The sequence below is a fragment of the Amycolatopsis sp. VS8301801F10 genome (genome assembly GCF_046195355.1).
Classification (GTDB): Bacteria; Actinomycetota; Actinomycetes; order Mycobacteriales; family Pseudonocardiaceae; genus Amycolatopsis.
Map to the genome: position 1 here is coordinate 2,704,454 of NZ_CP176065.1, position 21,388 is coordinate 2,725,841.

20 protein-coding genes are annotated in these 21,388 nt (G+C 66.0%); 14 read left to right on the plus strand and 6 right to left on the minus strand.

Annotated elements, in window-relative coordinates:
- Positions 1 to 81: 81 nt before the first annotated feature.
- From F9C11_RS13110 to F9C11_RS13120, 3 genes are all read left to right on the plus strand, one after another.
- On the plus strand, positions 82 to 636 hold the full coding sequence (locus tag F9C11_RS13110; protein WP_409185137.1) for a hypothetical protein: 555 nt from the start codon (positions 82 to 84) through the stop codon (positions 634 to 636).
- Between the two features lie 59 nt (positions 637 to 695).
- Complete coding sequence (locus F9C11_RS13115; protein WP_409185138.1) at positions 696 to 2,591, plus strand: acyl-CoA dehydrogenase; 1,896 nt, start codon at positions 696 to 698, stop codon at positions 2,589 to 2,591.
- A 779-nt stretch (positions 2,592 to 3,370) separates the two neighbouring features.
- Positions 3,371 to 5,860, plus strand: a complete 2,490-nt coding sequence (locus tag F9C11_RS13120) for an NB-ARC domain-containing protein (protein ID WP_409185139.1) — start codon at positions 3,371 to 3,373, stop codon at positions 5,858 to 5,860.
- Here the strand turns inward: F9C11_RS13120 and F9C11_RS13125 are convergent.
- A complete protein-coding gene (locus F9C11_RS13125; protein WP_409185140.1) occupies positions 5,857 to 6,327 on the minus strand; it encodes an NUDIX hydrolase in 471 nt (156 codons plus the stop codon). The genes F9C11_RS13120 and F9C11_RS13125 overlap by 4 nt on opposite strands.
- 10 nt (positions 6,328 to 6,337) lie before the next feature.
- Positions 6,338 to 7,081, minus strand: coding sequence for a helix-turn-helix transcriptional regulator (locus tag F9C11_RS13130; protein WP_116199256.1), 744 nt, complete (start codon positions 7,079 to 7,081; stop codon positions 6,338 to 6,340).
- A 57-nt stretch (positions 7,082 to 7,138) separates the two neighbouring features.
- Between F9C11_RS13130 and F9C11_RS13135 the strand changes: the two genes are divergently transcribed.
- The 8 genes from F9C11_RS13135 to F9C11_RS13170 all read left to right on the plus strand — a co-directional run bounded on the left by F9C11_RS13135 (position 7,139) and on the right by F9C11_RS13170 (position 14,364).
- Positions 7,139 to 7,561 carry a hypothetical protein gene (locus F9C11_RS13135; RefSeq protein ID WP_409185141.1) on the plus strand — a complete coding sequence of 141 codons (423 nt, stop codon included), beginning with the start codon at positions 7,139 to 7,141 and terminating at the stop codon, positions 7,559 to 7,561.
- A 25-nt stretch (positions 7,562 to 7,586) separates the two neighbouring features.
- Complete coding sequence (locus F9C11_RS13140; protein ID WP_409185142.1) at positions 7,587 to 8,045, plus strand: hypothetical protein; 459 nt, start codon at positions 7,587 to 7,589, stop codon at positions 8,043 to 8,045.
- 53 nt (positions 8,046 to 8,098) lie between these two features.
- Positions 8,099 to 9,025, plus strand: a complete 927-nt coding sequence (locus F9C11_RS13145) for a helix-turn-helix domain-containing protein (RefSeq protein ID WP_409185143.1) — start codon at positions 8,099 to 8,101, stop codon at positions 9,023 to 9,025.
- Positions 9,026 to 9,345: 320 nt separating this feature from the next.
- Positions 9,346 to 10,908: an FtsK/SpoIIIE domain-containing protein gene (locus tag F9C11_RS13150; RefSeq protein ID WP_409185144.1), complete on the plus strand. Its 1,563-nt coding sequence runs from the start codon at positions 9,346 to 9,348 to the stop codon at positions 10,906 to 10,908.
- Positions 10,905 to 11,291 carry a hypothetical protein gene (locus F9C11_RS13155; protein WP_409185145.1) on the plus strand — a complete coding sequence of 129 codons (387 nt, stop codon included), beginning with the start codon at positions 10,905 to 10,907 and terminating at the stop codon, positions 11,289 to 11,291. Before F9C11_RS13150 ends, F9C11_RS13155 begins: the two co-directional genes overlap by 4 nt.
- Positions 11,291 to 12,883 (plus strand): replication initiator, encoded by a 1,593-nt coding sequence (locus F9C11_RS13160; protein ID WP_409185146.1) that lies wholly within the window; start codon positions 11,291 to 11,293, stop codon positions 12,881 to 12,883. The genes F9C11_RS13155 and F9C11_RS13160 overlap by 1 nt, the downstream gene beginning before the upstream one ends.
- Positions 12,884 to 12,894: 11 nt before the next feature.
- Positions 12,895 to 13,080, plus strand: a complete 186-nt coding sequence (locus tag F9C11_RS13165; protein ID WP_409185147.1) for a helix-turn-helix domain-containing protein — start codon at positions 12,895 to 12,897, stop codon at positions 13,078 to 13,080.
- 87 nt (positions 13,081 to 13,167) lie between these two features.
- Positions 13,168 to 14,364 carry a tyrosine-type recombinase/integrase gene (locus tag F9C11_RS13170; RefSeq protein WP_409185148.1) on the plus strand — a complete coding sequence of 399 codons (1,197 nt, stop codon included), beginning with the start codon at positions 13,168 to 13,170 and terminating at the stop codon, positions 14,362 to 14,364.
- Between the two features lie 46 nt (positions 14,365 to 14,410).
- Here the strand turns inward: F9C11_RS13170 and trhA are convergent, their stop codons facing one another.
- Positions 14,411 to 15,085 (minus strand): PAQR family membrane homeostasis protein TrhA, encoded by a 675-nt coding sequence (gene trhA / locus F9C11_RS13175; RefSeq protein ID WP_409185149.1) that lies wholly within the window; start codon positions 15,083 to 15,085, stop codon positions 14,411 to 14,413.
- A gap of 105 nt (positions 15,086 to 15,190) precedes the next feature.
- Between trhA and F9C11_RS13180 the strand changes: the two genes are divergently transcribed.
- The gene (locus F9C11_RS13180) at positions 15,191 to 15,949 is read left to right on the plus strand and encodes an isoprenyl transferase (protein WP_037367822.1); all 759 of its coding nucleotides are present in this window, start codon (positions 15,191 to 15,193) and stop codon (positions 15,947 to 15,949) included.
- Between the two features lie 109 nt (positions 15,950 to 16,058).
- On the opposite strand, the gene F9C11_RS13185 is transcribed toward F9C11_RS13180, so the two are convergent.
- Positions 16,059 to 16,346 (minus strand): hypothetical protein, encoded by a 288-nt coding sequence (locus F9C11_RS13185; protein WP_409185150.1) that lies wholly within the window; start codon positions 16,344 to 16,346, stop codon positions 16,059 to 16,061.
- Between the two features lie 695 nt (positions 16,347 to 17,041).
- Here F9C11_RS13185 and F9C11_RS13190 point away from each other — a divergent pair.
- A complete protein-coding gene (locus tag F9C11_RS13190; protein WP_409186893.1) occupies positions 17,042 to 18,328 on the plus strand; it encodes a PhoH family protein in 1,287 nt (428 codons plus the stop codon).
- 52 nt (positions 18,329 to 18,380) lie between these two features.
- Here the strand turns inward: F9C11_RS13190 and F9C11_RS13195 are convergent, their stop codons facing one another.
- The gene (locus F9C11_RS13195; protein ID WP_409185151.1) at positions 18,381 to 19,820 is read right to left on the minus strand and encodes a GuaB1 family IMP dehydrogenase-related protein; all 1,440 of its coding nucleotides are present in this window, start codon (positions 19,818 to 19,820) and stop codon (positions 18,381 to 18,383) included.
- A 67-nt stretch (positions 19,821 to 19,887) separates the two neighbouring features.
- Between F9C11_RS13195 and F9C11_RS13200 the strand changes: the two genes are divergently transcribed.
- Entirely contained in the window at positions 19,888 to 20,355 is a 468-nt protein-coding gene (locus F9C11_RS13200; RefSeq protein WP_409185152.1) for a DUF309 domain-containing protein, read from the plus strand.
- Positions 20,356 to 20,723: 368 nt separating this feature from the next.
- Here the strand turns inward: F9C11_RS13200 and F9C11_RS13205 are convergent, their stop codons facing one another.
- The gene (locus tag F9C11_RS13205; protein WP_409185153.1) at positions 20,724 to 21,347 is read right to left on the minus strand and encodes an MBL fold metallo-hydrolase; all 624 of its coding nucleotides are present in this window, start codon (positions 21,345 to 21,347) and stop codon (positions 20,724 to 20,726) included.
- Between the last annotated feature and the right edge of the window lie 41 nt (positions 21,348 to 21,388).

Below are 21,388 nucleotides of genomic sequence, written 5' to 3' on the forward strand. Positions count from 1 at the left end.
TGGTGAACGCGCTACCTGCCCCGGTGGAATCGGCGTAGCGTCAGTAGTGACGTAATCATGTAATCAAGGATGGTGGACGTCATGGGGCGAGGTTGGAAAGGCCGGGGCTGGCAGCAGGCCGAGGCGCCGTCGGCGGACGACGCGGCCGCGTGGTTCGGCGGACGGCTCCCGGACGGCTGGTTCACCGGTGAGCCGGAGATCACCGTGGACCGCGAAGAGATCCTGGTCGTCGGCGAACTGCCCGCGCTGACCGGCGATTACGCCGACGACGCGGCCCGCGCGGCCGCCGAGGACGGGCGGATCAGCAGGTTCCGCGAGGAAACGCGCGACGAGCGGATCGAGATCGCCCGCCAGGCCGAGCACCGCTACCAGCGCAAGGTGGCGTGGGGTGCGAAGCTGGGCGGCACGAAGGTGCACTTCACGACGCTGTCGGTGCCGGTGATGACCCGGCTGCGGCAGCCCGAACGGCTGGTCCTGGACACGCTCGTGGACGCAGGCGTCGCGCGGTCGCGGTCCGAGGCGCTGGCCTGGGCGGTGCGGCTGGTCGGCGAGCACGCGGACGCCTGGCTGAGCGAACTGCGCGAGGCGATGACCAAGGTCGACGACCTGCGGTCGAAGGGGCCCGACTTGAGTTGATCTGCGGGACTTCCTCCGCTGCGGCAGGCTTGAGGGCAGCCTGCTGTATCGGAGGAACCGTGGACGTCCCTGCTGTGCCTGAAAAAGTCGACCCGGACGCGTTGACCGCAGTCCTCGATGGACGCTGGGGCGGGTTGAAGCGAGACGTGCGCGCGCAGATGAGCGCGGAGAAGTTCCGGGACACGATCGGTCTCGACGTCGAGGCGCATCGCGTCCAGGTACTGGACCAGCTGCGGAAACTCGCCGAGACCGACCGCCCCGCGCTTGGCTTCGACGCCGCGTACGGCGGGCTGAGCGACGTCGGCGGCTCGGTGATGTCGTTCGAAATGCTCGGCTACGGCGACCTGTCGCTGATGGTCAAGGCCGGGGTGCAGTGGGGCCTGTTCGGCGGTGCGGTGCAGCTGCTCGGCACCTCGGCGCACCACGAGAAGTACTTGCGCCGCATCATGAACCTGGACCTGCTCGGCTGTTTCGCGATGACCGAACATGGCCACGGCTCCGACGTCCAGCACCTGCACACCACCGCGACCTACGACCCGGCCGCGCGCGAGTTCGTCGTGCACAGTCCGGATCCCGGCGCCACCAAGGAATACATCGGCAACGCCGCCCGCGACGGACAGCTCGCGGTGGTCTTCGCGCAGTTGATCACCGGCGGCAAATCCCGTGGCGTGCATGCCTTCCTGGTCCCGATCCGCGACGATTCGGGCGCTCCCGCTCCTGGGGTCACCATCGCGGACTGCGGCGTGAAGGCCGGTCTGAACGGCGTCGACAATGGCCGGTTGACTTTCGATCAGGTCCGCGTGTCAAGGGAAGCGCTGCTGAACCGCTTCGGCGACGTAGCCGAGGACGGCACCTACACGAGCCCGATCGAAAGCGACGGCCGCCGCTTCTTCACGATGCTGGGCACGCTCATCCGAGGTCGGGTGAGCGTCGGCGGCAGCGCCGGATGCGCCACTCAACGAGCCCTGACCCTGGCCGTCCGCTACGGCGACCAGCGGCGGCAGTTCCAACGTCCGGAAGGCGACGAGGTCGTCATCCTCGATTACCTGGGACACCAGCGAAAACTGCTGCCGGCACTGGCAAAGACCTACGCTTTGCACTTCGCGCAGGAGGAACTGGTCGCCGCCCTGCACGACATCGCCCCTGACGCGCCGGAAGAAGAACAACGCGAACTCGAATCCCGCGCCGCCGGCTTGAAAGCTCTGAACACCTGGCACGCCACCGCGACGATCCAAACCGCCCGTGAGGCCTGCGGCGGCAGCGGCTACCTGTCGGAAAACCTGCTAGCCGGGCTGAAGGCCGACACTGACGTCTTCACCACCTTCGAAGGCGACAACACTGTGTTGCTGCAGCTGGTCGCGAAGGGCTTGCTGACGCAGTACAAGGAACACTTCGAGGATCTCAGCCCGCTGGCGACCGCGCGGTTCGTCGCCGAGCAGCTGGTGGACACCGTCATGGAGCGCTCTGCCGCGCGGAAGTTCCTAGAACGCCTGACGGAGTCTGACGACGCTTCGGTGCTCTTCGACCGCGAGTGGCAGCAGCGACTCTTTGAGGACCGCGAAGAGCACGTGTTGAGCGGTGTGGCCAACAGGCTCCGCCGTGCTGCTTCGGATCCCTTCGGGGTCTTCAACTCCGTACAGGACCATGTGCTGCTCGCAGGCCGCGTACACGTGGACAGGTTGATCCTCGACGCCTTCGCCCGCGCTGTCGCTGCCTGCCCCGATCCGGACGCGGCTGCGCTGTTGGACCGGGTGTGCGACCTGTACGCACTGTCAACGATCGAAGCGGACCGCGCGTGGTTCTTGGAACACGGACGAATCTCCGCAAGCCGCTCGAAGGCGGTGACCGCGGCGGTTAACGCGCTGTGCGGAGCGTTGCGCCCGCATGCCCGGACGCTGGTGGACGGGTTCGCGGTTCCGGAACAGTTCCTGGCGGCCCCGATGCTGAACGGCTGAACTTGAGCTGGCCGAGATCGCGCAAAACGACTCAGGCCGTCTCCAGGAGGTCGAGTGACGGCCTGGAGACGGCCTGAGGAAGACCCACCGCGGCTAGGAGTACATCGCCAACCAGATCGCGATGAAGTGATCAAGGGTCCGTCGCGACCTGGTTGGCTCCTGGCTTTATGCCCTCTGAGCTGCTGATACCTTGCTCCGCGGTTCTCGCCGTTTCTGGCTGTTGCCTGACCTCTGACGGCCTGGAGACGGCCTGGCGGGCCCCTCACCGCACCTACCCCTTCATCCCGATACGAAGCCAGCACGCGGCCGGTGGTGCCGGGTCAAGACACGCTTTCCCGTCTTGACGCGGTGCTACCGGCCGTTGTCACGATCAGGCGTCGGGATGGAGGGGTTCGACGACAGCGTGTAACGGTGGCGACCACTGCGGCGACCCCTTTGGCACGTAACGCGCTGTTCGGAGGTGGCCAATGTCGGCTGGGGGGTCTGCTTCGCCGCCTGGCGGCGCTACGCCACGTGCCCCGCTGGCGGCCGCACCGCCCGGCCGGTGGGCGGAGCGGAGCGGCAGCCCGCCGTGCCGGGAGCGGCTGCGGCCGCCTAGGCGAGGGGCTACGTGGGCGACCGCTGCGCCGCCGGGCGGCGCGGCCTTGATCCCATAGAGCCAAGTTCGGCAGTACCATGTTCTATCTGCGGCCTAGTAAGCCATCTCGAGGGGATCGATGACTTCTTACAGTGCGACCAGGTTGACTTGCTTTGCGCTAATCTCTGCGTTAGAGGAAGATATGCGCGCTCTGATCGAGAACCATATCCTTGATCTAGAGGATGGCGAAGTCTTTACCGCGGGCGAGAAGGAGAAGATTCAAGGCAGAAGGCGGGGAGATCGTGGGGCGTCTGATCAGGTCTCGGCTGCGGCATTGCTTCCGTATATTGACTTCGACGATGCGAGTCAAATTCTTAGGCGCAACTCTCATCAGATCCCGGACAGCTTGTCGGATCAGCTGGACGCTCTGAAAATAAAGTTGGCCCGACTGGCGCCTGTTCGAAACCGCGTGGCGCATACGAGGCCGATGGAGATCGATGATCTGCCAAATACTGTCGACTTGTGCCGCGAGCTAACAAGGGGATCATCTCAGATTTACTGGCCCAGTCTATCCGAGGTCGTCTCTAAGATTGAATCGAACCCTTCTTATGTTCTCGGATTGAATGTAGACTTGCATAGCGATCCGGACGGTGCTCCTATGCATAACCTGCCGATACCGGACTTTGATGAAACTGGCTTCTTTGGTCGGCGCAAGCAAATCGATCGAATCAAGAAGATTATCAAGGGTGCTTACCCTGTTGTCTCAGTTTTGGGTGATGGTGGAATTGGAAAAACCGCGATTGCCCTAAAGGTGGCCTACGAGTTGCTGGACGACTCTGCGGCCAATTTCGATGCTTTCGTGTGGGTTACCGCGAAGGCTGAGCAGTTGACCACGAGTGAAATAAAGCGGATAAATGGAGCAATCGAAGATTCTCTGGGGCTCTTTGCGGAAGCCGCACTAAACCTCGGTGCTCAAGACGCACAAGACCCGCTCAAGGAGGTCCTGGAGTATCTTGAGCATTTTAAAGTCCTGCTAATCCTTGACAATATGGAGACGGTGCTAGACGAGCGCCTTCGGGAATTCCTGCTCGATATTCCAATGGGAAGTAAGGTCATCCTGACGAGTCGGATCGGACTGGGCGTCGAAAACCCGGTCAATCTTGAGCCGCTTACTTCGGATGAGTCGAAGAGTCTTCTTTATGCATTGGCGCGAATAAGGGAAGTTCCTGCCCTTCGTGGAGTTAAGCCCGAACTCATGGCCAAGATGTCGGATATTATGGGTGGCCGACCTGCCTATATCAAGTGGTTTGTCGCCGGTGTTCAATCCGGGCGCAGGCCTGAGGAATTGTTGCAACGAAACGATCTTTTTCTTGAGTTCTGCATGTCTAACGTTCATCAGTACTTAAATTCTGATGCTCGTAAAATTCTTCGATGTCTTCAAGTTCTTCCGGGAACTAGAACTCATGCCGAACTTGCATATCTTGCAGATTTTGATGCTGACAAGACTCACGCGTCGCTACTAGATCTTCTCCGTACAAACTTCATTCAAATGAAGGCGCAGGCTGACGATCAGGAAATTGGCACAGGGTATGAACTAACTGAATTTGGTCGCAGTTATCTTGAAAAGCGCCACCCGGTAGACTTAGATGAACGAAAGATCTTTCAAAATAGGAACAAGAAGCTTGTCGAGCTTGGCAAGAATCTAAAGGCAGAAAACAATGCTTCACCTTTCGATCCGATCACTGTGAGCGTTCGTAACCCAGGTGAATATAGTGCCGCGCGAACGTTGCTTGAGGCGATTAAGAGTTCCCAGCGGGGCGACTACGAGGCGGCACTTGGCAGCTGCACGGAAGCGCGCCGCCTTTCGCCGGGCTACTTTGAGACCTGGAGAGTTGAGGGTTATGTTCACGCGCAGTCGGGCGATCTCACTTCGGCCACTGTTGCTTACGAGCAAGCAGTGGAACTTAGTCCCGATCACGTGTCTCTGAATTTCTTCTTTGGTACTTTTCTGATTGACAATGATGTTGACGTTGAACGCGGTTTGCGACATCTGCGGGTCGCGGCTCGATTCGATGCGGACAACCCGCTAATTCTCAATCAGATAGCCTGGGCGAACTTGATTGACGGTGCCCACGAACAGGTCGTGGACGCGGTTTCCCATATCTTAGATCTAAGGCCAAGCAGGACTCAGGGGATCATGGCCATGGTGGTAATGACACGAGCTGCGGTTTACCATTTAAGAATGCTCGTGTCCGAGAAATTTGTGGATCGACCTGTCGAGTTTCTCGAAAACTGCATTCAGGTGCTAGAAAAGAGCAGTGTAGACTTTCTGATCCGGGAGCCAATCGACCGATTGATTCAACTCGCAGACCTTTCAGGAAAAGTGAAGGTGCTAGTTGAGGATGCTTATCACGCACGAAAAGCGGACGAGTTCAAGGCTCGAATCATGGAGTTGATTCGGCGTTCTGACCATAAGGCGCTTGATCGCAAGGTTGCGAAGGTTAAAACAGTTTTGCCAGACAAGGCTTTCGGGTTCATTACAATGGGCTCCACGGATCTGTTTTTCCATCTTCGCGACTTGGTTGACGAATCGCAATGGGAATTTCTCAAGGAAGGCGGGATGGCAACATTTGTTCCGGATTTGCAGGCACTTCGCGGACCGCGGGCGGTGGAAGTCGCGTGGATCGACTAGGTGTAGTAAGGCTCTGGCGTATTCATCTTGGCGTGTTCTATTCGCAACATGATTGCAGGATGAATTTTGAGCAATTCGAGAGTTTCTGAATCGACCCATAGGACCTCTTTGCTTTCATTGCTTGTTTTAAGGGTCCCATGTGATGGCTTTGCGCGGAAGCATATGGAGAACTCCTGCCTAACCTCCCCGTCGTCGTAGGCGATGACGTGGTGGGGATTGGAGTAGAGCCCGATAACTCCGATGATCTCGCACGCAATTCCAGTTTCCTCGAAGACTTCGCGGACGGCAGCTTGAGCCAGGGTCTCGCCTAGCTCAAGTTGTCCGCCGGGAATGGCGTACAAGTCGTTGTCAGTTCGGCGGATCATTAGAATGCGCCCTTGCTCGTCCTGGATGAACGCGGACACTGCGACGGCGATACTGTTGGCTTTGGGCGCGTTGGGGTCGTTGTAGTAGTCGACGCGTGCCATGTGGTGCCTCCTAGATGGTGGCGGGCTTGGCGAGGTTCCAGACGGTCTCGAAGCTCTCCGAGTAGGTCTCGAAGAGGTCTCCGGCGGAGAGTCGGCGCAGGTGGAGCGACGGCGCGTGTGCGCCCTGGAACCCGTAGACGTGTGTGTTGATGATCATCTCGTCGTCGAAGCGGAAGATGGAGTTGTAGAGCGTCGTGTTGTGGAATCGCATCTCGACTCCCTCGACGCCGACGAGCGGCCGGTAGAACGCCAGCGCGTTGCGAACACGCGCGGGGAGCGTCCCGTCGCCGAGCTGCTCTTCTTCTCCGCGCAGGGCGACGCTGTCCCCGTCCGGGTCGCCGAACGCCAGGCGGATCTTCGCGCCGGCCGCGGCCTTGGCTGCGATGTCCTTGATGAACCGCGGGCGTTCGACCAGGAACAGGGCCGCGTGTACCAGGATTTCCACGGTCTCTGACGCGTCGTTGATCAGCCGGTCCCACAGCTCGACCGGGATGGCGTTGCGGTGCGGGAACACGCTCACCACCTCGGCGGCGGCAGTCTCGGCCCTGCGCTCCGGAGCGACGGAGTCCGGCCACAGGTAGGTCTCCGACTCGCGCGCCATCGCGGCGATCTTGTGCCGGTGCTTCGGGTACGGGGTGCGGCCTTTGGTGATCCACCGCTCGACCGTCTTCTGGTCGACGCTGAGGGCCTTGGCCACTTGTTCCAGCGTGAGCCCGTTGCGCAGCAGCGCGTCGCGGAGCCGTTCGTTCGGCATCCTGCACCCCCTTGGGACTTTTAGGGACGTCTTCGACCGTACCAGGGACGTCCCAAGATGTCCCGCCACGTGGTGATCATGTCCCGCCTTTTGGCGGAGATTGGGTGGCACGTTGCCGAGACTCGCTCGGCGGCAGAGCCCAAGGGAGGCAGACATGACGACTGCAAGCACGGCTTCGACGCTCAGCGACTGGTCGAGCGGTCCGGCGGCACGGGTGTCTCGCAAGCACGTGGTTTAGGCGCGGGCGACATGCGCGACACGGTCCAGATCCACGTGACGGCAGACCTGCCGATCCGCGTCCGCGCGCTGACGTACGCGAACCGAGCGGAGATCCGCTTCGGGAAGGCGTTCCCCGTGGTCCTTCTCGTCGACTCCGACGCGATCGCGGTTCTGGGCAAGCAACTTCAAGAAGCAGAGACGGCGCTGAGCGCAGCGACACGGACGGACTGCGGCGGCGAGGCACCGGAAACGACTGACTGACAAAGAACACTGGGAGCTAGCGGTTATGGCTATCGAAAAGGGACACCGGTTTGCGATCGACTTCGACGAGGCGTTCCCGCAGGGGCTTGTGATGGTGGGGGAAGTGATTCCGGACAACGAGTTTCAGTCTCGGGAGGACCGGGCTGCGGGTCGGCCGGTGCGGCAGCGGGTTGACGAGGTGACCGGGAAGCGGCAGTGGCGGGCGGCGGTGACGGATCCGGGTGAGACGCGGGCGAAGCGGGCGTCGTTCGAGGTGACGTTTCTGGCGGATGTGCAGCCGGTGCCGACGACGGCGGAGGCGTTGCCGGGGATGCGGCCGGTGGAGTTGGACGGGTTGACGGCGGAGCCGCGTGTCGGCGGGCAGGGCGAGTTCAAGTATCAGACGTACGTCTTTCGGGCGACGGGGTTCAGGGCTGCTGCGGGCAAGTCGTCGTCGCGGTCGGCGGGGGCGTCGTCGGCGTCTGGTGAGGGCAAGGCGGCGTAGATGGGTGTTCTCGGTTTGCAGACAGGCACGATCCCGGGCCGGAGGTGTGGTTGATGCGTGGGACGGAGATGGCGAGCCCGCGAGCACGTGGCCTGGGTGCGGCGTTGCGGGATGTCCGGATCGAGGCGCGGTTCGGGTTGCGGGAGCTGGGGCGGCGGATCGGGGTGAACCCGGCGTTGTTGTCGAACTGGGAGCTGGGTCAGCGGGTCCCGACCCCGGAGGAGGTGTCGAACGTGCTCGGTGCGCTCGGCGTGACCGGGGAGCGGAAAGCCTGGATCATGCTGCTGGCGCATGGCGTGACGGGGCCGAGTTGGTCGTCGGTGGGGTCGCAGGCGGACCCGGCGCATTACACGACGTTGATCGCGCACGAGCGGGTGGCGAGGTCGGTGACGGTGTGGGCTCCGCTGTTGATCCCGGATCTGTTGCAGGTTCCGGATTACGCGCGGTTGGTGTTTGGCCCGGATTTGCGGGACAAGGAGGCGCTGGATCAGGTCGTGGAGAGCCGGATGGATCGCAACCGGATTCTGTTCGGTGCGGGCGCGGTGAAGGCTCAGATGTTCATCGGTTCGGAGGCGCTGCGGAACCATTTCGGGGATGCCGAGGTGATGTTGCGGCAGACGCGGTTTCTCAAGGACTTGGTCGGGCTGTCGCGGACGATGACGATCCGGCTGGCCCCGAGTCAGGCGGTGACGGAGGAGGCGTTCAGCCGGTACACGCTGAAGGACACTTCGGATGTCGTGTACTGCCCGCATCGCGCGATGGGCGTGTTCCTGGTGGGTAAGGAAGCGGCCTCGTATGAGGTGACGATCGAGCGGCTTTCGGCGGCGGCGTTGTCTCCGGCGGAATCGCTGGCGCGGCTGTCGGTCGTGGTTGACCAGCTCCTGAAAGAGGTGAAGGTGCAGCGGCGGGCGGCTGACGCCGGGCTGAATCGGCTCCTGACCGGCGAGGAACCGACCGACGACGAGTCGACCACCGACTAGCCGGAAAACCAAGCGAGCACTGGAAAAAGCGCACGGCGACGTGTGCTGTGTTCAACGCGCCCTGATGCGCTTGGAATTGTTCCGTATAAACGCAGAACCGGCCTCTGGCTGCCAACCTTCACCGGTTCTGCGCTGTCCACTGGGAAGTGAACAATGACGAACATAACCGGTTCTGGACGGCGTGCGTCAACGGGGGTCACCCGGATGCGTTGCGCCGCATGCAAAAAGTTCGCTCGCCTCGTTCGAGATGCATCGAAGTGCGCGGCATGTCAAGGGATGCTGCCGCTTGACCTCGCCGCGGCTGAGGGCGGTGAGCGCCGATGAACGCGGCGGTGGTGATCGCTGTCGGCGCGGGTGTCGCGGTGGTGCTGTGGGTGCTGGCGAAGCTGGGTCGGGCGTTGGCGTCCATTGTGGAAACGCTGGCGGCGTTGGCGTTCCTGGGTTTCGCGTTCTGGACGGTGCTGCGGGCGGTCGGCTGGCTGGTGCGGCAGATCGTGACCCGCTGGCGAACCTGCATCACACTCGTTGTCCTCGCCGCGTGGTTGCGGTGGTGGGGCTGGCTGTCCCTGACGGTCGTGCTCGTCACGCTCGGCTTGATCGCGGTCGTCTGGCGCCAGCTCGACGTGGTGGGGTTCGACCGGTGGTGCGGACGCTGGCTGCGAGCGTGGTGGCTGCGCTGGGCCGTCTACGGGCGCAAGCTCCCGGATTGGCTGCACGCCTGCGGCCTGACCGTCCGGGACGAGGCGATTCCGGTGGACGTGACGGTGAACCTGGTGTCGCGGCGGCGGAAACGGCAAGCCATCACCCAAGCGCGGCAGACGTCCGGTGTGGCGGTGCCTGCGGTGTTGCGGGTGCGGTCGGGAGCGTCGTGGGACGAGGTCCGGGTTCGGCTGGTGCCGGGGCAGAAGCCGGAGGATTTCGACGAGGCGGCGCGGGCGTTGGCGACGGCGCGGAAGGTGTCGCGGGTGCAGGTGCGCGAGATCGCGCCGGATGTGGTGTCGCTGGACTTCATGCGCCGCGACCTGCTCACCACCCCGGTGCAATGCCGGCCGCTGCCCGGGCTGGAACCGGCTCGGGTGAATCTGCGCGCGGTGTATGCGGGGACGACGGAGTACGGGATGCCGTGGCGGTTGCCGTTGACCGGTGCGGGCGCGCACATCCTCGTCGCCGGTGCCAGCGGTGCCGGGAAGAACTCGGTCATGTGGTGCCCACTGGTGTCGGCCGCCTCGGCGATCCGCTCCGGTCTCGTGCGGGTGTCCGGTGTGGACCCGAAGGGCATGGAACTGGCCTACGGGCGCGGGATCTTCGCCCGCTACGCCGTGTCCGGCAAGGACACCCTCGAACTCTTGGATGGCCTGCGGGACGAACTGGAACACCGCAAGCGCGAGTTCGCCGGACGGACCCGTGACGTGCCGCTCTCGCAAGAGTTTCCCTTGGAGCTGCTGGAGTTCGACGAGATCGGCGCGCTCACCCGCTACGCCGACCGCAAGACCCGTGAGGCGATCGTGGAACACGTCGCGGTCCTCAACACGCAGGGGCGGGCGTTGGGGGTGTCGGTCCGCGGCTACGTGCAGGAGCCGACCAAGGACACGGTGCCGGTGCGGGAGCTGTTCACCCGCCGCGTCTGCCTGCGCGTCACCTCCAAGAACCACGTGGGGATGGTGCTCGGGGACGGCGCGTACGAACGCGGGGCGTGGGCCAACCGCATCCCGGAGACCATGCCCGGCACCGGCTACGTGTGGGGAGAGGGCATCCGCGAACCTCTGCGGGTCCGTGCGGGCTGGGTCTCCGACGACACCGTCAAGGCCCTGGAGCACTACGTCACCAACGGCGGCACCCACCACCTCGACCACGCGCAGACCGAGGAAAGGAGGGCCGCATGAACCGGCTCATGATCTTCCTCGACGCCATCCGAGACCACCTCGACCTGTATCAGCTCCCACCGGTCGCGTCCCTGGACGTCTCCGCATGGTCGCGGCCGATCACGGTGCAGCTGGACGTCGACGGCCTGGCCGCGGTCGCGCGGGCGCTGCTGACGTGGGCGAACACCCTCGACGACGTCACCGCGACGTTGTGGCGGGTCGCTGCGGGCGGCTGGGTGCACGTCGGGATCGTCGGCCGGACGCCGTGCGGCATCCCGGTGCGCGTCTACGGCGCGGTGATGTTCGACCCCAGCGTGTTCCCCGACCTTCCGGCCGGAGACAAGCAGCCGATGCCGGTGCACGTGCTGCGCGGGTGGGTCTCGCGAGGGGAGGCGGTGGCCTGATGGGCGAGACACGAGCCGACCGGATGCGGATGCCGCTGGCCGATGACGTCATTAAGGCGACTGCGGAGAAGCACGGGGTGTGCGTGCGGCCGTTCACGATGGAAGTCGGCGACCAGGACACCGGCGAGCTGCGGTACGTGCCTGTGCCGTGCGGGTCCACAGTGGAATCGGTGTGTCTGCCGTGTGCGCGGAAAGCCAAGGCGCTGCGGCAAGTCCAGTGCCGTGAAGGCTGGCACCTGACCGAAGAACCCGACCTCGCGGCGGACGAACCGACCGAGGACCAGACGGAGCTGTTGGCCTACCGGGCTGATCTCGTCGCGTCCTACCGCGAGGTCGCCGACACCGATCCAGCCGAAGCGGAAGAGCTGCGGGACGAGATCCGTGGTGTGGACGAAGAACTTCGGCAACTCGGCGTCCGGGGCCGTCTCCCGTCGGTCGACCTGCCGACCAGGAAGGCGGTGAAACGGTCGACGAAGCGGCGGCAGGACGCACCGAACCTACCCCGGCGGAAGGTCGCCAAGACCACCGTGGGCAGGGAGTATGCGGGGCGGTTCCGGCCGTCGATGTTCGTCACCCTGACCTGCGACACCTACGGCCCGGTCCGCGGTGACGGTTCCCCGGTCAACCCCGCTGCCTACGACTACCGGCGGGCGGCCCGGGACGCGGTGCACTTCTCCGCGTTGGTGGATCGGTGGTGGCAGAACCTGCGCCGGGTCGTCGGCTGGGATGTGCAGTACTTCGCGACGGTTGAGCCGCAGAAGCGGACCGCGCCCCACCTGCACGCCGCCATCCGGGGAACCGTGCCGCACGAAGTGATCCGGCAGGTCACCGAAGCCACCTACCACCAGGTCTGGTGGCCGAAGCACGACCAGATCGTCTACACCCACCGGCTCCCGAGCTGGGACGGTCCGGAGCGCGGATTTGTCGACCCCGATACCCGCCGACCTCTGCTGACCTGGGACGACGCGGTGGACCAGGTCGCGGAACCGGCGCACGTGGTGACCTTCGGCCGCCAGGTCCACTCCAAGGGAATCCTCGGCGGCACCGAAGACGCCGGCCGCCACATCGGCTACCTGACCAAGTACCTGACCAAGTCCACCGGCGAAGTGGTCGAGGCCGACACCCCGGCGCTGGCCGACCACCACGACCGGCTCCACGCCGAACTGGCCATCACACCCTGTTCGCCCCGGTGCGCGGTGTGGCTGCTCTACGGCATCCAACCCAAGGGAGCCAACGGAAAGACCACCCCGGGCCACTGCAAAGGCCGGGCACACCGGCGGACCACCCTCGGCCTGCCCGGTCGTCGGGTACTGGTGTCGCGGAAGTGGTCGGGCAAGACGCTGGTGGACCACAAGGCCGACCGTAAGGCGTTCGTCCTGGACGCGCTGGCCGCTGTCGGGATCGAGAAACCGCAACCCGATCCGGCGCGGCTCGTCTGGCGCAAGGTCGACGCCGCAGACCCGCACGTGCCACCGAGACCGCACCTGGTGATGCACGCGATCGCCGAACGCATCGCATGGAAAGCCGAATACGACCGAGCGCTACTCGCCGCCAGTCCGCCAGAAACTTCGGCAACTCAGCTCGCGGCGTGAAGGGGGAAGACATGAACAACGTGCACCAGATCGAACGGCTGTGGACTGTCGACGACGTCTCGGCCTACCTCGGCGTCCCGGTCAAGACGCTCTACCAGTGGAAGTGGCGTGGCGAGGGTCCGCCGGTCCGCAAGATCGGCCGCCATCTCCGCTATGACCCGGCTTCGGTCAAAGCCTGGGTCTCGCAAGCCGCCTGAGTGTTCGGCAATCACAAGAGGAAGGTCCACATGGGACACATTCAAGATCGGTGGTATCGGCAAGCCAGAGAGCCGGGGACCGACGAGTTGAGGTTCAACGACAAGGGCAAGCCGGTCATGGAGAAGACCGAGTTGTATGGCATCGGCCTGCGATACAAGGTCCGGTACCTAGACCCGGAAGGGCAGGAGCGCTCGAAGTCCTTCCCGGACAAGCAAAAGAAGCGGGCGGAAGACTTCCTGATCGAAGTGGAGTCCGACAAGCGCGAGGGCAAGTACGTTGACCCGCGCGCAGGCCGGATCTCGTTCAAGACGGTGGCTGAGCGGTGGGCCGCTGCACAGACGTACGACCACACGACGCGGGAACGGGTCACCAGCCGGGTGGCGAACCATCTCGTCCCGTACTTCGAGGGCAAGTCGATCGCAGCGGTTCGCCCCAGCGATGTTCAAGGCTGGCTGCGGTGGCTCCAGGAACGCGGTGTGAGCGCGAACTCGCGAGTCCTGTATTTCACGCACCTGGTGTCGGTGTTCAGCTTCGCCAAGGAAGACAAGCTCATCGTGAGCAACCCGGCGCAGGCCCGGAGTGTGACCAGGCCGCGGGAAGAACACGCGCGGGTTCAGCCATGGTCGGCCGAACGAGCGCAAGCGGTGCTGCAAGCTCTGCCCTTCCGGTATCGCCCTGCGGTTCAGATTCCGGCGGGGCTCGGGCTGCGGCAGGGCGAGGTGTTCGGGTTCTCGCTCGATGACGTCGATCGGGAACGGAACATTGTCCGAGTGGAGCGGCAAGTCCGGATCGTGAACAACGTGCTGTGCTTCGCTCCGCCGAAGCGGGGCAAGACACGTGAGGTGCCGATCGGGTCCCGGTTGCTCGCCGATCTGGACGAGTACGCGAAGGAGTTCCCGCCGACTCCGACGACGCTGCCGTGGGTGCATCCGGACGGCAAGCCGGTCACGGTGAACCTGCTGATGGTTGATTACGACGGGCTGCCGTTCCGTCGGGGCGGCTTCCGGCTCAACGTCTGGCGACCGGCGCTCAAGCGGGCCAAGATCGCGGCACCGACCCGGGCCGACGGGATGCACGCGCTCCGTCACCTTTACGCCTCGGTGCTACTCGACGCGGGCGAGTCCATCAAGGCGCTCTCCGGCTACCTCGGCCACTCGGACCCGGGCTTCACCCTTCGCGTCTACACGCACCTGCTGCCGACCAGTCACGAGCGCACCCGCAAGGCAGTCGACGGCCTGCTCCGGAGCTTCGGAAACGACTCAGGCCGCCCCCAGGCAGCGTGACGGCCTGGAGACGGCCTGAGAAAGATCCACAGAGGTAAAACCCCAGCTAGGAGTACATCGCCAACCAGATCGCGATGTAATGCGACACCGCAGCCAGCACCGTGCACGCGTGGAAGAACTCGTGGTATCCGAAGGTCTCTGGCCAGTGGTTCGGCCACTTCACCGCGTAAAAAACCGCCCCAACCGTATAAAACAGGCCCCCAACGCACAGCAGCACCAAAGCCGCGACTCCGGCATGGCTCAGCAACTCCGGCAGGACGAACACCGCGACCCAGCCGAGGGCGATGTAGATCGGCACCCCCAGCCAGCGCGGGGCGTGCGGCCACAGCATCTTCATCGCCACCCCGAGGATCGCGCCGCCCCAGACGATGCCCAGGACGATGTATCCCGTCGGCTTCGACATGGCCAGCAGGGTGAACGGCGTGTACGTGCCGGCGATGAAGAGGAAGATCATCGAGTGGTCGGCGCGCTTCATCCACTTGTACGCGCGCGGGCTCCACAGCCTGCGGTGATACAGCGCGCTCACGCCGAACACGCCCAGCACGGTGAGGCCGTACACGGACGTCGCCAGCGCGGCGACCGGCGAGACCGTCGACGCGGCGAGGCTGATCAGCGTGGCGGCCGCGGCGACCGCGCCGAAGAACGACCAGAAGTGGATGTGGCCGCGGAGCCGGGGACGGGTGTCCTCGGGCGCGGGCGGGGGTTCGATCGTCACGCTCACCGTCCCAAGGTTACGGGACCGTAGGTTTTTCGCCAGCCCCCGTGGCGCGTCACACCCCTGATCCAGGGGTGCGTACGCTCGGGCGACGTGAGCCTCCGGTCCTTCATGTCCGACGTCGTCTACAGCATCTACAGCCGCCGGCTGATCCAGCAAGCGGCGGGCCGTCATCCGCGGCATATCGCGATCATGCTCGACGGCAATCGCCGCTGGGCTCGCGAAGCCGGGTTCACCGACGTGGCCGACGGGCACCGCGCCGGGGCCAAGAAGATCGCCGACTTCCTCAGCTGGTGCCAGGAGGCCGAGGTCGAGGTCGTGACGATGTGGCTGCTCTCCACCGACAACCTCAACCGGGATCCGGACGAGCTCACCCCGCTGCTGAAAATCATCACCGACGTCACCGACGAACTCGCCGGGGCCGAGGCGCCGTGGCGGCTGCGCATCGTCGGCGCGCTCGACCTGCTGCCGCTCGAGGTGGCGCAGAAGCTCACCGCCGCGGCGGCGCGCACCGAGAACCACTCGGGCATGGAGGTGAACATCGCGGTCGGCTACGGAGGGCGGCAGGAGATCGCCGACGCCGTCCGCAAACTTCTCCTGCAGCACGCCGACGAGGGCACTTCGATTCGCGAGCTCGCGAAAATCCTCGATGTCGACCACATCTCGGAACATCTGTACACGTCCGGCCAGCCGGATCCGGATTTGATTATCCGAACGTCCGGTGAACAGCGGCTTTCCGGATTTCTGCTGTGGCAGTCCGCGCATTCGGAATTCTGGTTCACCGAGGCTTACTGGCCGGCATTCCGGCGCGTGGACTTTCTCCGCGCGCTGCGCGACTACGCCTGGCGGCATCGCCGGTTCGGGGCCTGAGGCGGCGGCCCGGCCCGGCGGACACCCACCCGGCCGGGCCGGTCAACCCCTGGCCGCGGACGCCGCGAAGGCCCCGGAGCCGGGCTCCGGGGCCTTCGCGCGAGACGGCTCAGCCGTGGTGGTGCTCCATCGAGTGGGCCACCAGCGCCGGGGTCAGCGCGATGCCGGTGTAGGCGCCCGCGACCAGCGAAGCGGCGCCGTAGCCCAGCGCGCCGCCGCCCTCGATGAAGGTGGCGTAAGCGTCGCCGAACGTCGGGTCCGGAGCGCCCTGCGTCGCGGCCGGGGAGGCGAACGCCGTCCCGCCGATCATCATCAGGCCCGCGGCCGCACCGGCGACAATTCCAGCCTTCTTCAGCACTTCGCACACTCCTAGGTAGAGATACTGGGATTCGGGCACCGGAGTGATCCGGTGGTGTGTCCCGCAGTAAGGAAATTACCCCCGAATGGCCGCTGGCGAATGGTGCGTACGCCCATTGTGTGAGAGCTGGAAGGCCCAGTTCACTCGGTCCGGTTCAGTGTCCAGGACGCGAAATGCATTCCGGTCTGCCCCGTGGTACAAGGCCCTTTACCTGGGGATTGCCTGCACTCGGTGATTAATTTTCCATGATCATCCATCCGTGCGACCCCCTGATCGACGGGTCCAGTGACGCTGAGTGAGCACTGTGGACACTCTGTTTCGGGCGACCGACGGTGGGATGACGAATCGGCGAATCACCTGTGTGGCTGCCTGCACGACCGGGCGGACGTAGGTACCTTCCGGGATAGAGGGCTCGCGTTCCGTGCGGGTCCTCGCGGGAGGCCCTGGTCGTGGCGTTGATCGAGGGGGCGGCTCAGCCGCCTGCGAGATGCACGAGGGGGCCGGCACCCGGCCCTCGTGGCCGTGCCGCCTGACGCAGCCAGCGTCAGGGAGTGCGGACCCAGCCAGGGAGGTGCCCGGCCCAGCGAGTGCGGGCGTGGGGTGCACACGCCCTCGAGGGAGATGCCGTCGTGACTGCGCAGCGTTCACCCCGCAAGGCCTCTGGCCGTTCTTCGACCGGTGCTTCGGCCCCGGAGAAAGCCTCGATCTCGCCCGAATCCCCACGCATCACTTATGTGCTCGACACGTCGGTGCTGCTCTCCGACCCGTGGTCGGTCACCCGGTTCGCCGAACACGCGGTGGTCCTCCCTCTGGTCGTCATCAGCGAACTGGAGGCCAAGCGCCACCACCCCGAACTGGGCTGGTTCGCCAGGGAATCCCTCCGGCTGCTGGACGACCTCCGGCTCAAGCACGGCAGGCTCGACGCCCCGGTCCCGATCGGCGAGGCGGGCGGCACCCTGCAGGTGGAGCTGAACCACACCGATCCGTCCGTCCTCCCGGTGGGCTTCCGCACCGACTCGAACGACCACCGCATCCTCGCGTGCGCGCTCAACCTCGCGACGGAGCGGCCGCAGGTCGTCCTGGTGACGAAGGACATCCCGCTGCGGGTCAAAGCGGGCGCGGTCGGGCTCACCGCGGACGAGTACCGGGCACAGGAGGTCACGCCGTCGGGCTGGACGGGCATGGCGGACGTGGACGCGCCCCAGGAGCTGATCGACACGCTCTTCTCGGGCGGTTCGGCGGATCCGGCGGAATTCGGACTCGGCGAGGTGGGCGAACTGCCGTGCCACACCGGGTTGCGGCTGCTCGCGGGCAGCTCCAGCGCGCTCGGCCGGGTCACGGCGGACAAGCGGGTGCGGCTGGTGCGCGGCGACCGCGAGGCGTTCGGCCTGCACGGCCGCTCGGCTGAGCAGCGCGTGGCGCTCGACCTGCTGCTGGACTCCGACGTCGGCATCGTCTCGCTGGGCGGGCGAGCAGGCACCGGCAAATCGGCGCTGGCGCTGTGCGCGGGCCTGGAGGCGGTGATGGAACGCCAGCAGCACCGCAAGGTCGTGGTGTTCCGCCCGGTCTACGCGGTCGGCGGCCAGGATCTCGGCTATCTGCCCGGGTCCGAGAGCGAGAAGATGCAGCCGTGGGCGCAGGCGGTGTTCGACACGCTCGGCGCGCTGGTCAGCCAGGACGTGCTGGACGAGGTGTTCGACCGCGGCATGCTGGAGGTGCTGCCGCTGACGCACATCCGGGGCCGTTCGCTGCACGACACGTTCGTGATCGTGGACGAGGCGCAGTCGCTGGAGCGCAACGTGCTGCTGACCGTGCTGTCACGGCTCGGCTCGGCGTCGCGGGTGGTGCTGACGCACGACGTGGCCCAGCGGGACAACCTGCGGGTCGGGCGGCATGACGGCGTCTCGGCGGTGATCGAGAAGCTGAAGGGGCACCCGCTGTTCGCGCACGTGACCCTGACCCGCTCGGAGCGCTCGCCGATCGCGGCGCTGGTGACGGAGATGCTCGAGGACCACGGCTGACCGGTCGTGAGTGGCAATCACGGTTAGAACCGTGATTGCCACTCACGAGGCCTCACCAGCCAGAAGGCAACGGGCGCCCCTCAGCAAACCCCGCCGCGGACTGCACGCCCAGCACCGCACGCTCGTGGAACTCCTCAAGCGTGCGCGCGCCCGCGTACGTGCAGGACGAGCGGACTCCCGAGCAGATCGAGTCGATCAGGTCCTCGACGCCCGGCCGCGCCGGGTCCAGCGCCATTCGCGACGTGGAGATGCCCTCCTCGAACAGCGCCTTGCGCGCGCGGTCGAAGACGTTGTCCGTGCGCGTGCGGGCTCCGACGGCGCGCTTCGACGCCATCCCGAACGACTCCTTGTACGGCCGGCCCTGCTCGTCGTACCGCAGGTCGCCGGGGGATTCGTGGGTGCCGGCGAACCACGAGCCGACCATCGCCGCCGACGCGCCGGCGGCCAGTGCCAGCGCGACGTCCCTCGGGTGCCGGACGCCGCCGTCCGCCCACACGTGTTTGCCCAGTTCCCGGGCGGCGGCGGCGCATTCCGCGACCGCCGAGAACTGCGGGCGGCCGACGCCGGTCATCATCCGCGTCGTGCACATCGCGCCGGGGCCGACGCCGACCTTGATCACGTCCGCGCCCGCGTGAATGAGGTCGCGGGTGCCTTCGGCGGTGACCACGTTGCCCGCCACGACCGGCACCTTCGGCGACACCGAACGCACCGCTTTGAGCGCGGCGATCATCTTCTCCTGGTGCCCGTGCGCGGTGTCGACGACCAGCGTGTCGACGCCCGCGGCGAGCACCGCTTCGGCCTTCGCCGCGACGTCGCCGTTCACGCCGATCGCGGCGGCGACGCGCAGTTTCCCGTTGGCGTCCGCGGCCGGGGTGTAGATCTCCGAGCGCAACGCGCCCACCGCGGTGAGGACGCCGGCGAGGCGCCCCTCGGCGTCGAGGCCCAGGGCAAGCCGTCCGCCGTGGCTGTGGAGGAGTTCGAAGACCTCGCGCGGCGGCGTGTCCAGCGGAACGGCGACGACGGCGGGCTCGGCGACGTCGGCCAGTCGCGCGAAGCGGTCCACGCCGGCGCAGGCGGCCTCGTCCACGACGCCGACCGGCTTGCCGTCGCCGTCGACGATGACGACCGCGCCGTGTGCTCGTTTGTGCACGAGGTTGAGGGCGTCGGCCACCGCGTCGCCGCCGGTGAGGACCAGCGGGGTGTCCCAGACGGCGTGCCGGGACTTCACCCAGGAGACGATTTCGGCGACCGCGGCCGTGTCGACGTCCTGCGGAAGCACGACGAGCCCACCGCGGCGAGCGACGGTCTCGGCCATCCGCCGTCCGGCGACGGCCGTCATGTTGGCCACCACCAAGGGGATCGTCGCGCCAGTGCCGTCCACAGTGGACAAGTCGACGCCGAAGCGGGATTCCACGTCCGAACGGTTCGGCAGCAGGAACACGTCGTCGTAGGTCAGGTCGTGAGCGGGCACGTGCCCATCCAGAAAGCGCACGAGTCACCAGGCTACGTGGCTTGCGCGCGAGACGCTAACCCGGCGTCGCCCGTGGAACAATGGCCAGGTGGACAGCCGCGATCGCGACGACCAGGGAAGGGCCCGCAACGCCCGCCCGCGGGATGGTCTGGGCCGCCCGCTGCCCTATGGCTCCGACGGCGTGCCGCGCCAGCCCGAAGGCGTGCAGCGAACCCCGGCGGAGACGCTGGCGGAGGCGCAGGACCTGCTGGACGCGGGCCGCCCGTTCCACGCCCACGAAGTCTTCGAGGACGCGTGGAAGGCGACGGACGGGCCGGAGCGAGAGCTGTGGCGTGGTCTGGCCCAGCTGGCGGTGGGGCTGACGCACGCGTTGCGGGGGAACGGGAACGGGGCGGTCGCGCTGCTGGAGCGCGGGGCGGAGAACATCGCGCCGTTCCGGGAGGACCCGCCGCACGGGGTGGACGTGGCCGGGTTGCAGCAGTGGGCGCAAGCGCTTGCGGGGGAGGCCAGGAAGCGGGTTCGGGTGGCGCCGGAGGTTCCTCGGCTGGCCCGGTAGATGCGGCTGGATGTTCTGGATCGGCTGGGGCGTGTTGGCGGCGATGGGGTCGTTGTGGCGCGGGGTTTGGAGCGCGCGCTCGGGGGTGGGGCCATGATCCGGGGGCGAGCCGAGCGCGGGTTTGGAGCGCGCTCGGCGGTGGAGCCACGATCCGGGGGCGAGTCGGGCGAATTCGGTGGCGCGGCTCAGTGAGACGACTCGGCGATGCGGGCTAGCGAGTGCCGAACTGCCGTGAACGAGCCGCGCGGTCCGGTGCGCACTGATTCCGGGGCTGCTGTTCTAGCGAGGTGCAAGCGTTTGCGGCCTATGCAGCCGCGGAAATCGCCGGGCGGGCAGGCAATCGGGTCGACCCGCCCGGCGAGGGGTGGTCAGGCGGCGGGCCATTCGGCTGAGCGGGCCTTTTCCTTGCCGATGGTCGTCGCTTCGCCGTGGCCGGTGCGGACGATCGTCGCGTCGGGGAGGGGGAAGAGGCGGTCGCGGATGGACTTCACGATGGTCGGGTAGTCCGAGTACGACCGGCCGGTCGCGCCGGGGCCGCCGTGGAACAGGGTGTCTCCGGTGAAGAGGACTTCCAGTTCGGGGCTGTGCAGGCAGACCGCGCCGGGGGCGTGGCCGGGCGTGTGCAGGACGGTGAGGTCGGTGCCGGCGACGGTGAGGACCTGTCCGTCGGCCAGGTCGCCGTCCGGGGCGCGGTCCGGGTGGGTCAGGTCCCAGACGACGCGGTCGGCGGGGTGCAGCAGGATCGGCGCGCCGGTGCGGTCGGCCAGCGCCGGGGCGGCGTTGACGTGGTCGTTGTGCGCGTGGGTGCAGACGATCGCGCGGACCGTGCGGTCTCCGACCACGTCGGCGATGGCGTCCGCGTCGTGCGCGGCGTCGATCACGATCACCTCGGAGCCGTCGCCGACTATCCAGACGTTGTTGTCCACTTCCCAGCTGCCGCCGTCGAGCTCGAACACGCCCGACGTGACCAGGTTCTGCACTATGGCCGTCATGCCGCAGACCCTAGTGGCCCGCGAGGCATACCGCCGGTACT

Excerpts from the sequence above, each read along its gene's own strand:
- F9C11_RS13120 (WP_409185139.1), top strand. The coding sequence starts at position 3,371 with ATGCGCGCTCTGATCGAGAACCATATCCTTGATCTAGAGGATGGCGAA.
- F9C11_RS13165 (WP_409185147.1), top strand. The coding sequence starts at position 12,895 with ATGAACAACGTGCACCAGATCGAACGGCTGTGGACTGTCGACGACGTC.
- F9C11_RS13135 (WP_409185141.1), top strand. The coding sequence starts at position 7,139 with ATGTCCCGCCACGTGGTGATCATGTCCCGCCTTTTGGCGGAGATTGGG.
- F9C11_RS13125 (WP_409185140.1), bottom strand. The coding sequence starts at position 6,327 with ATGGCACGCGTCGACTACTACAACGACCCCAACGCGCCCAAAGCCAAC.
- F9C11_RS13145 (WP_409185143.1), top strand. The coding sequence starts at position 8,099 with ATGCGTGGGACGGAGATGGCGAGCCCGCGAGCACGTGGCCTGGGTGCG.
- F9C11_RS13155 (WP_409185145.1), top strand. The coding sequence starts at position 10,905 with ATGAACCGGCTCATGATCTTCCTCGACGCCATCCGAGACCACCTCGAC.
- F9C11_RS13205 (WP_409185153.1), bottom strand. The coding sequence starts at position 21,347 with ATGACGGCCATAGTGCAGAACCTGGTCACGTCGGGCGTGTTCGAGCTC.
- F9C11_RS13130 (WP_116199256.1), bottom strand. The coding sequence starts at position 7,081 with ATGCCGAACGAACGGCTCCGCGACGCGCTGCTGCGCAACGGGCTCACG.
- F9C11_RS13150 (WP_409185144.1), top strand. The coding sequence starts at position 9,346 with ATGAACGCGGCGGTGGTGATCGCTGTCGGCGCGGGTGTCGCGGTGGTG.
- F9C11_RS13110 (WP_409185137.1), top strand. The coding sequence starts at position 82 with ATGGGGCGAGGTTGGAAAGGCCGGGGCTGGCAGCAGGCCGAGGCGCCG.
- F9C11_RS13160 (WP_409185146.1), top strand. The coding sequence starts at position 11,291 with ATGGGCGAGACACGAGCCGACCGGATGCGGATGCCGCTGGCCGATGAC.
- F9C11_RS13180 (WP_037367822.1), top strand. The coding sequence starts at position 15,191 with ATGTCCGACGTCGTCTACAGCATCTACAGCCGCCGGCTGATCCAGCAA.
- F9C11_RS13140 (WP_409185142.1), top strand. The coding sequence starts at position 7,587 with ATGGCTATCGAAAAGGGACACCGGTTTGCGATCGACTTCGACGAGGCG.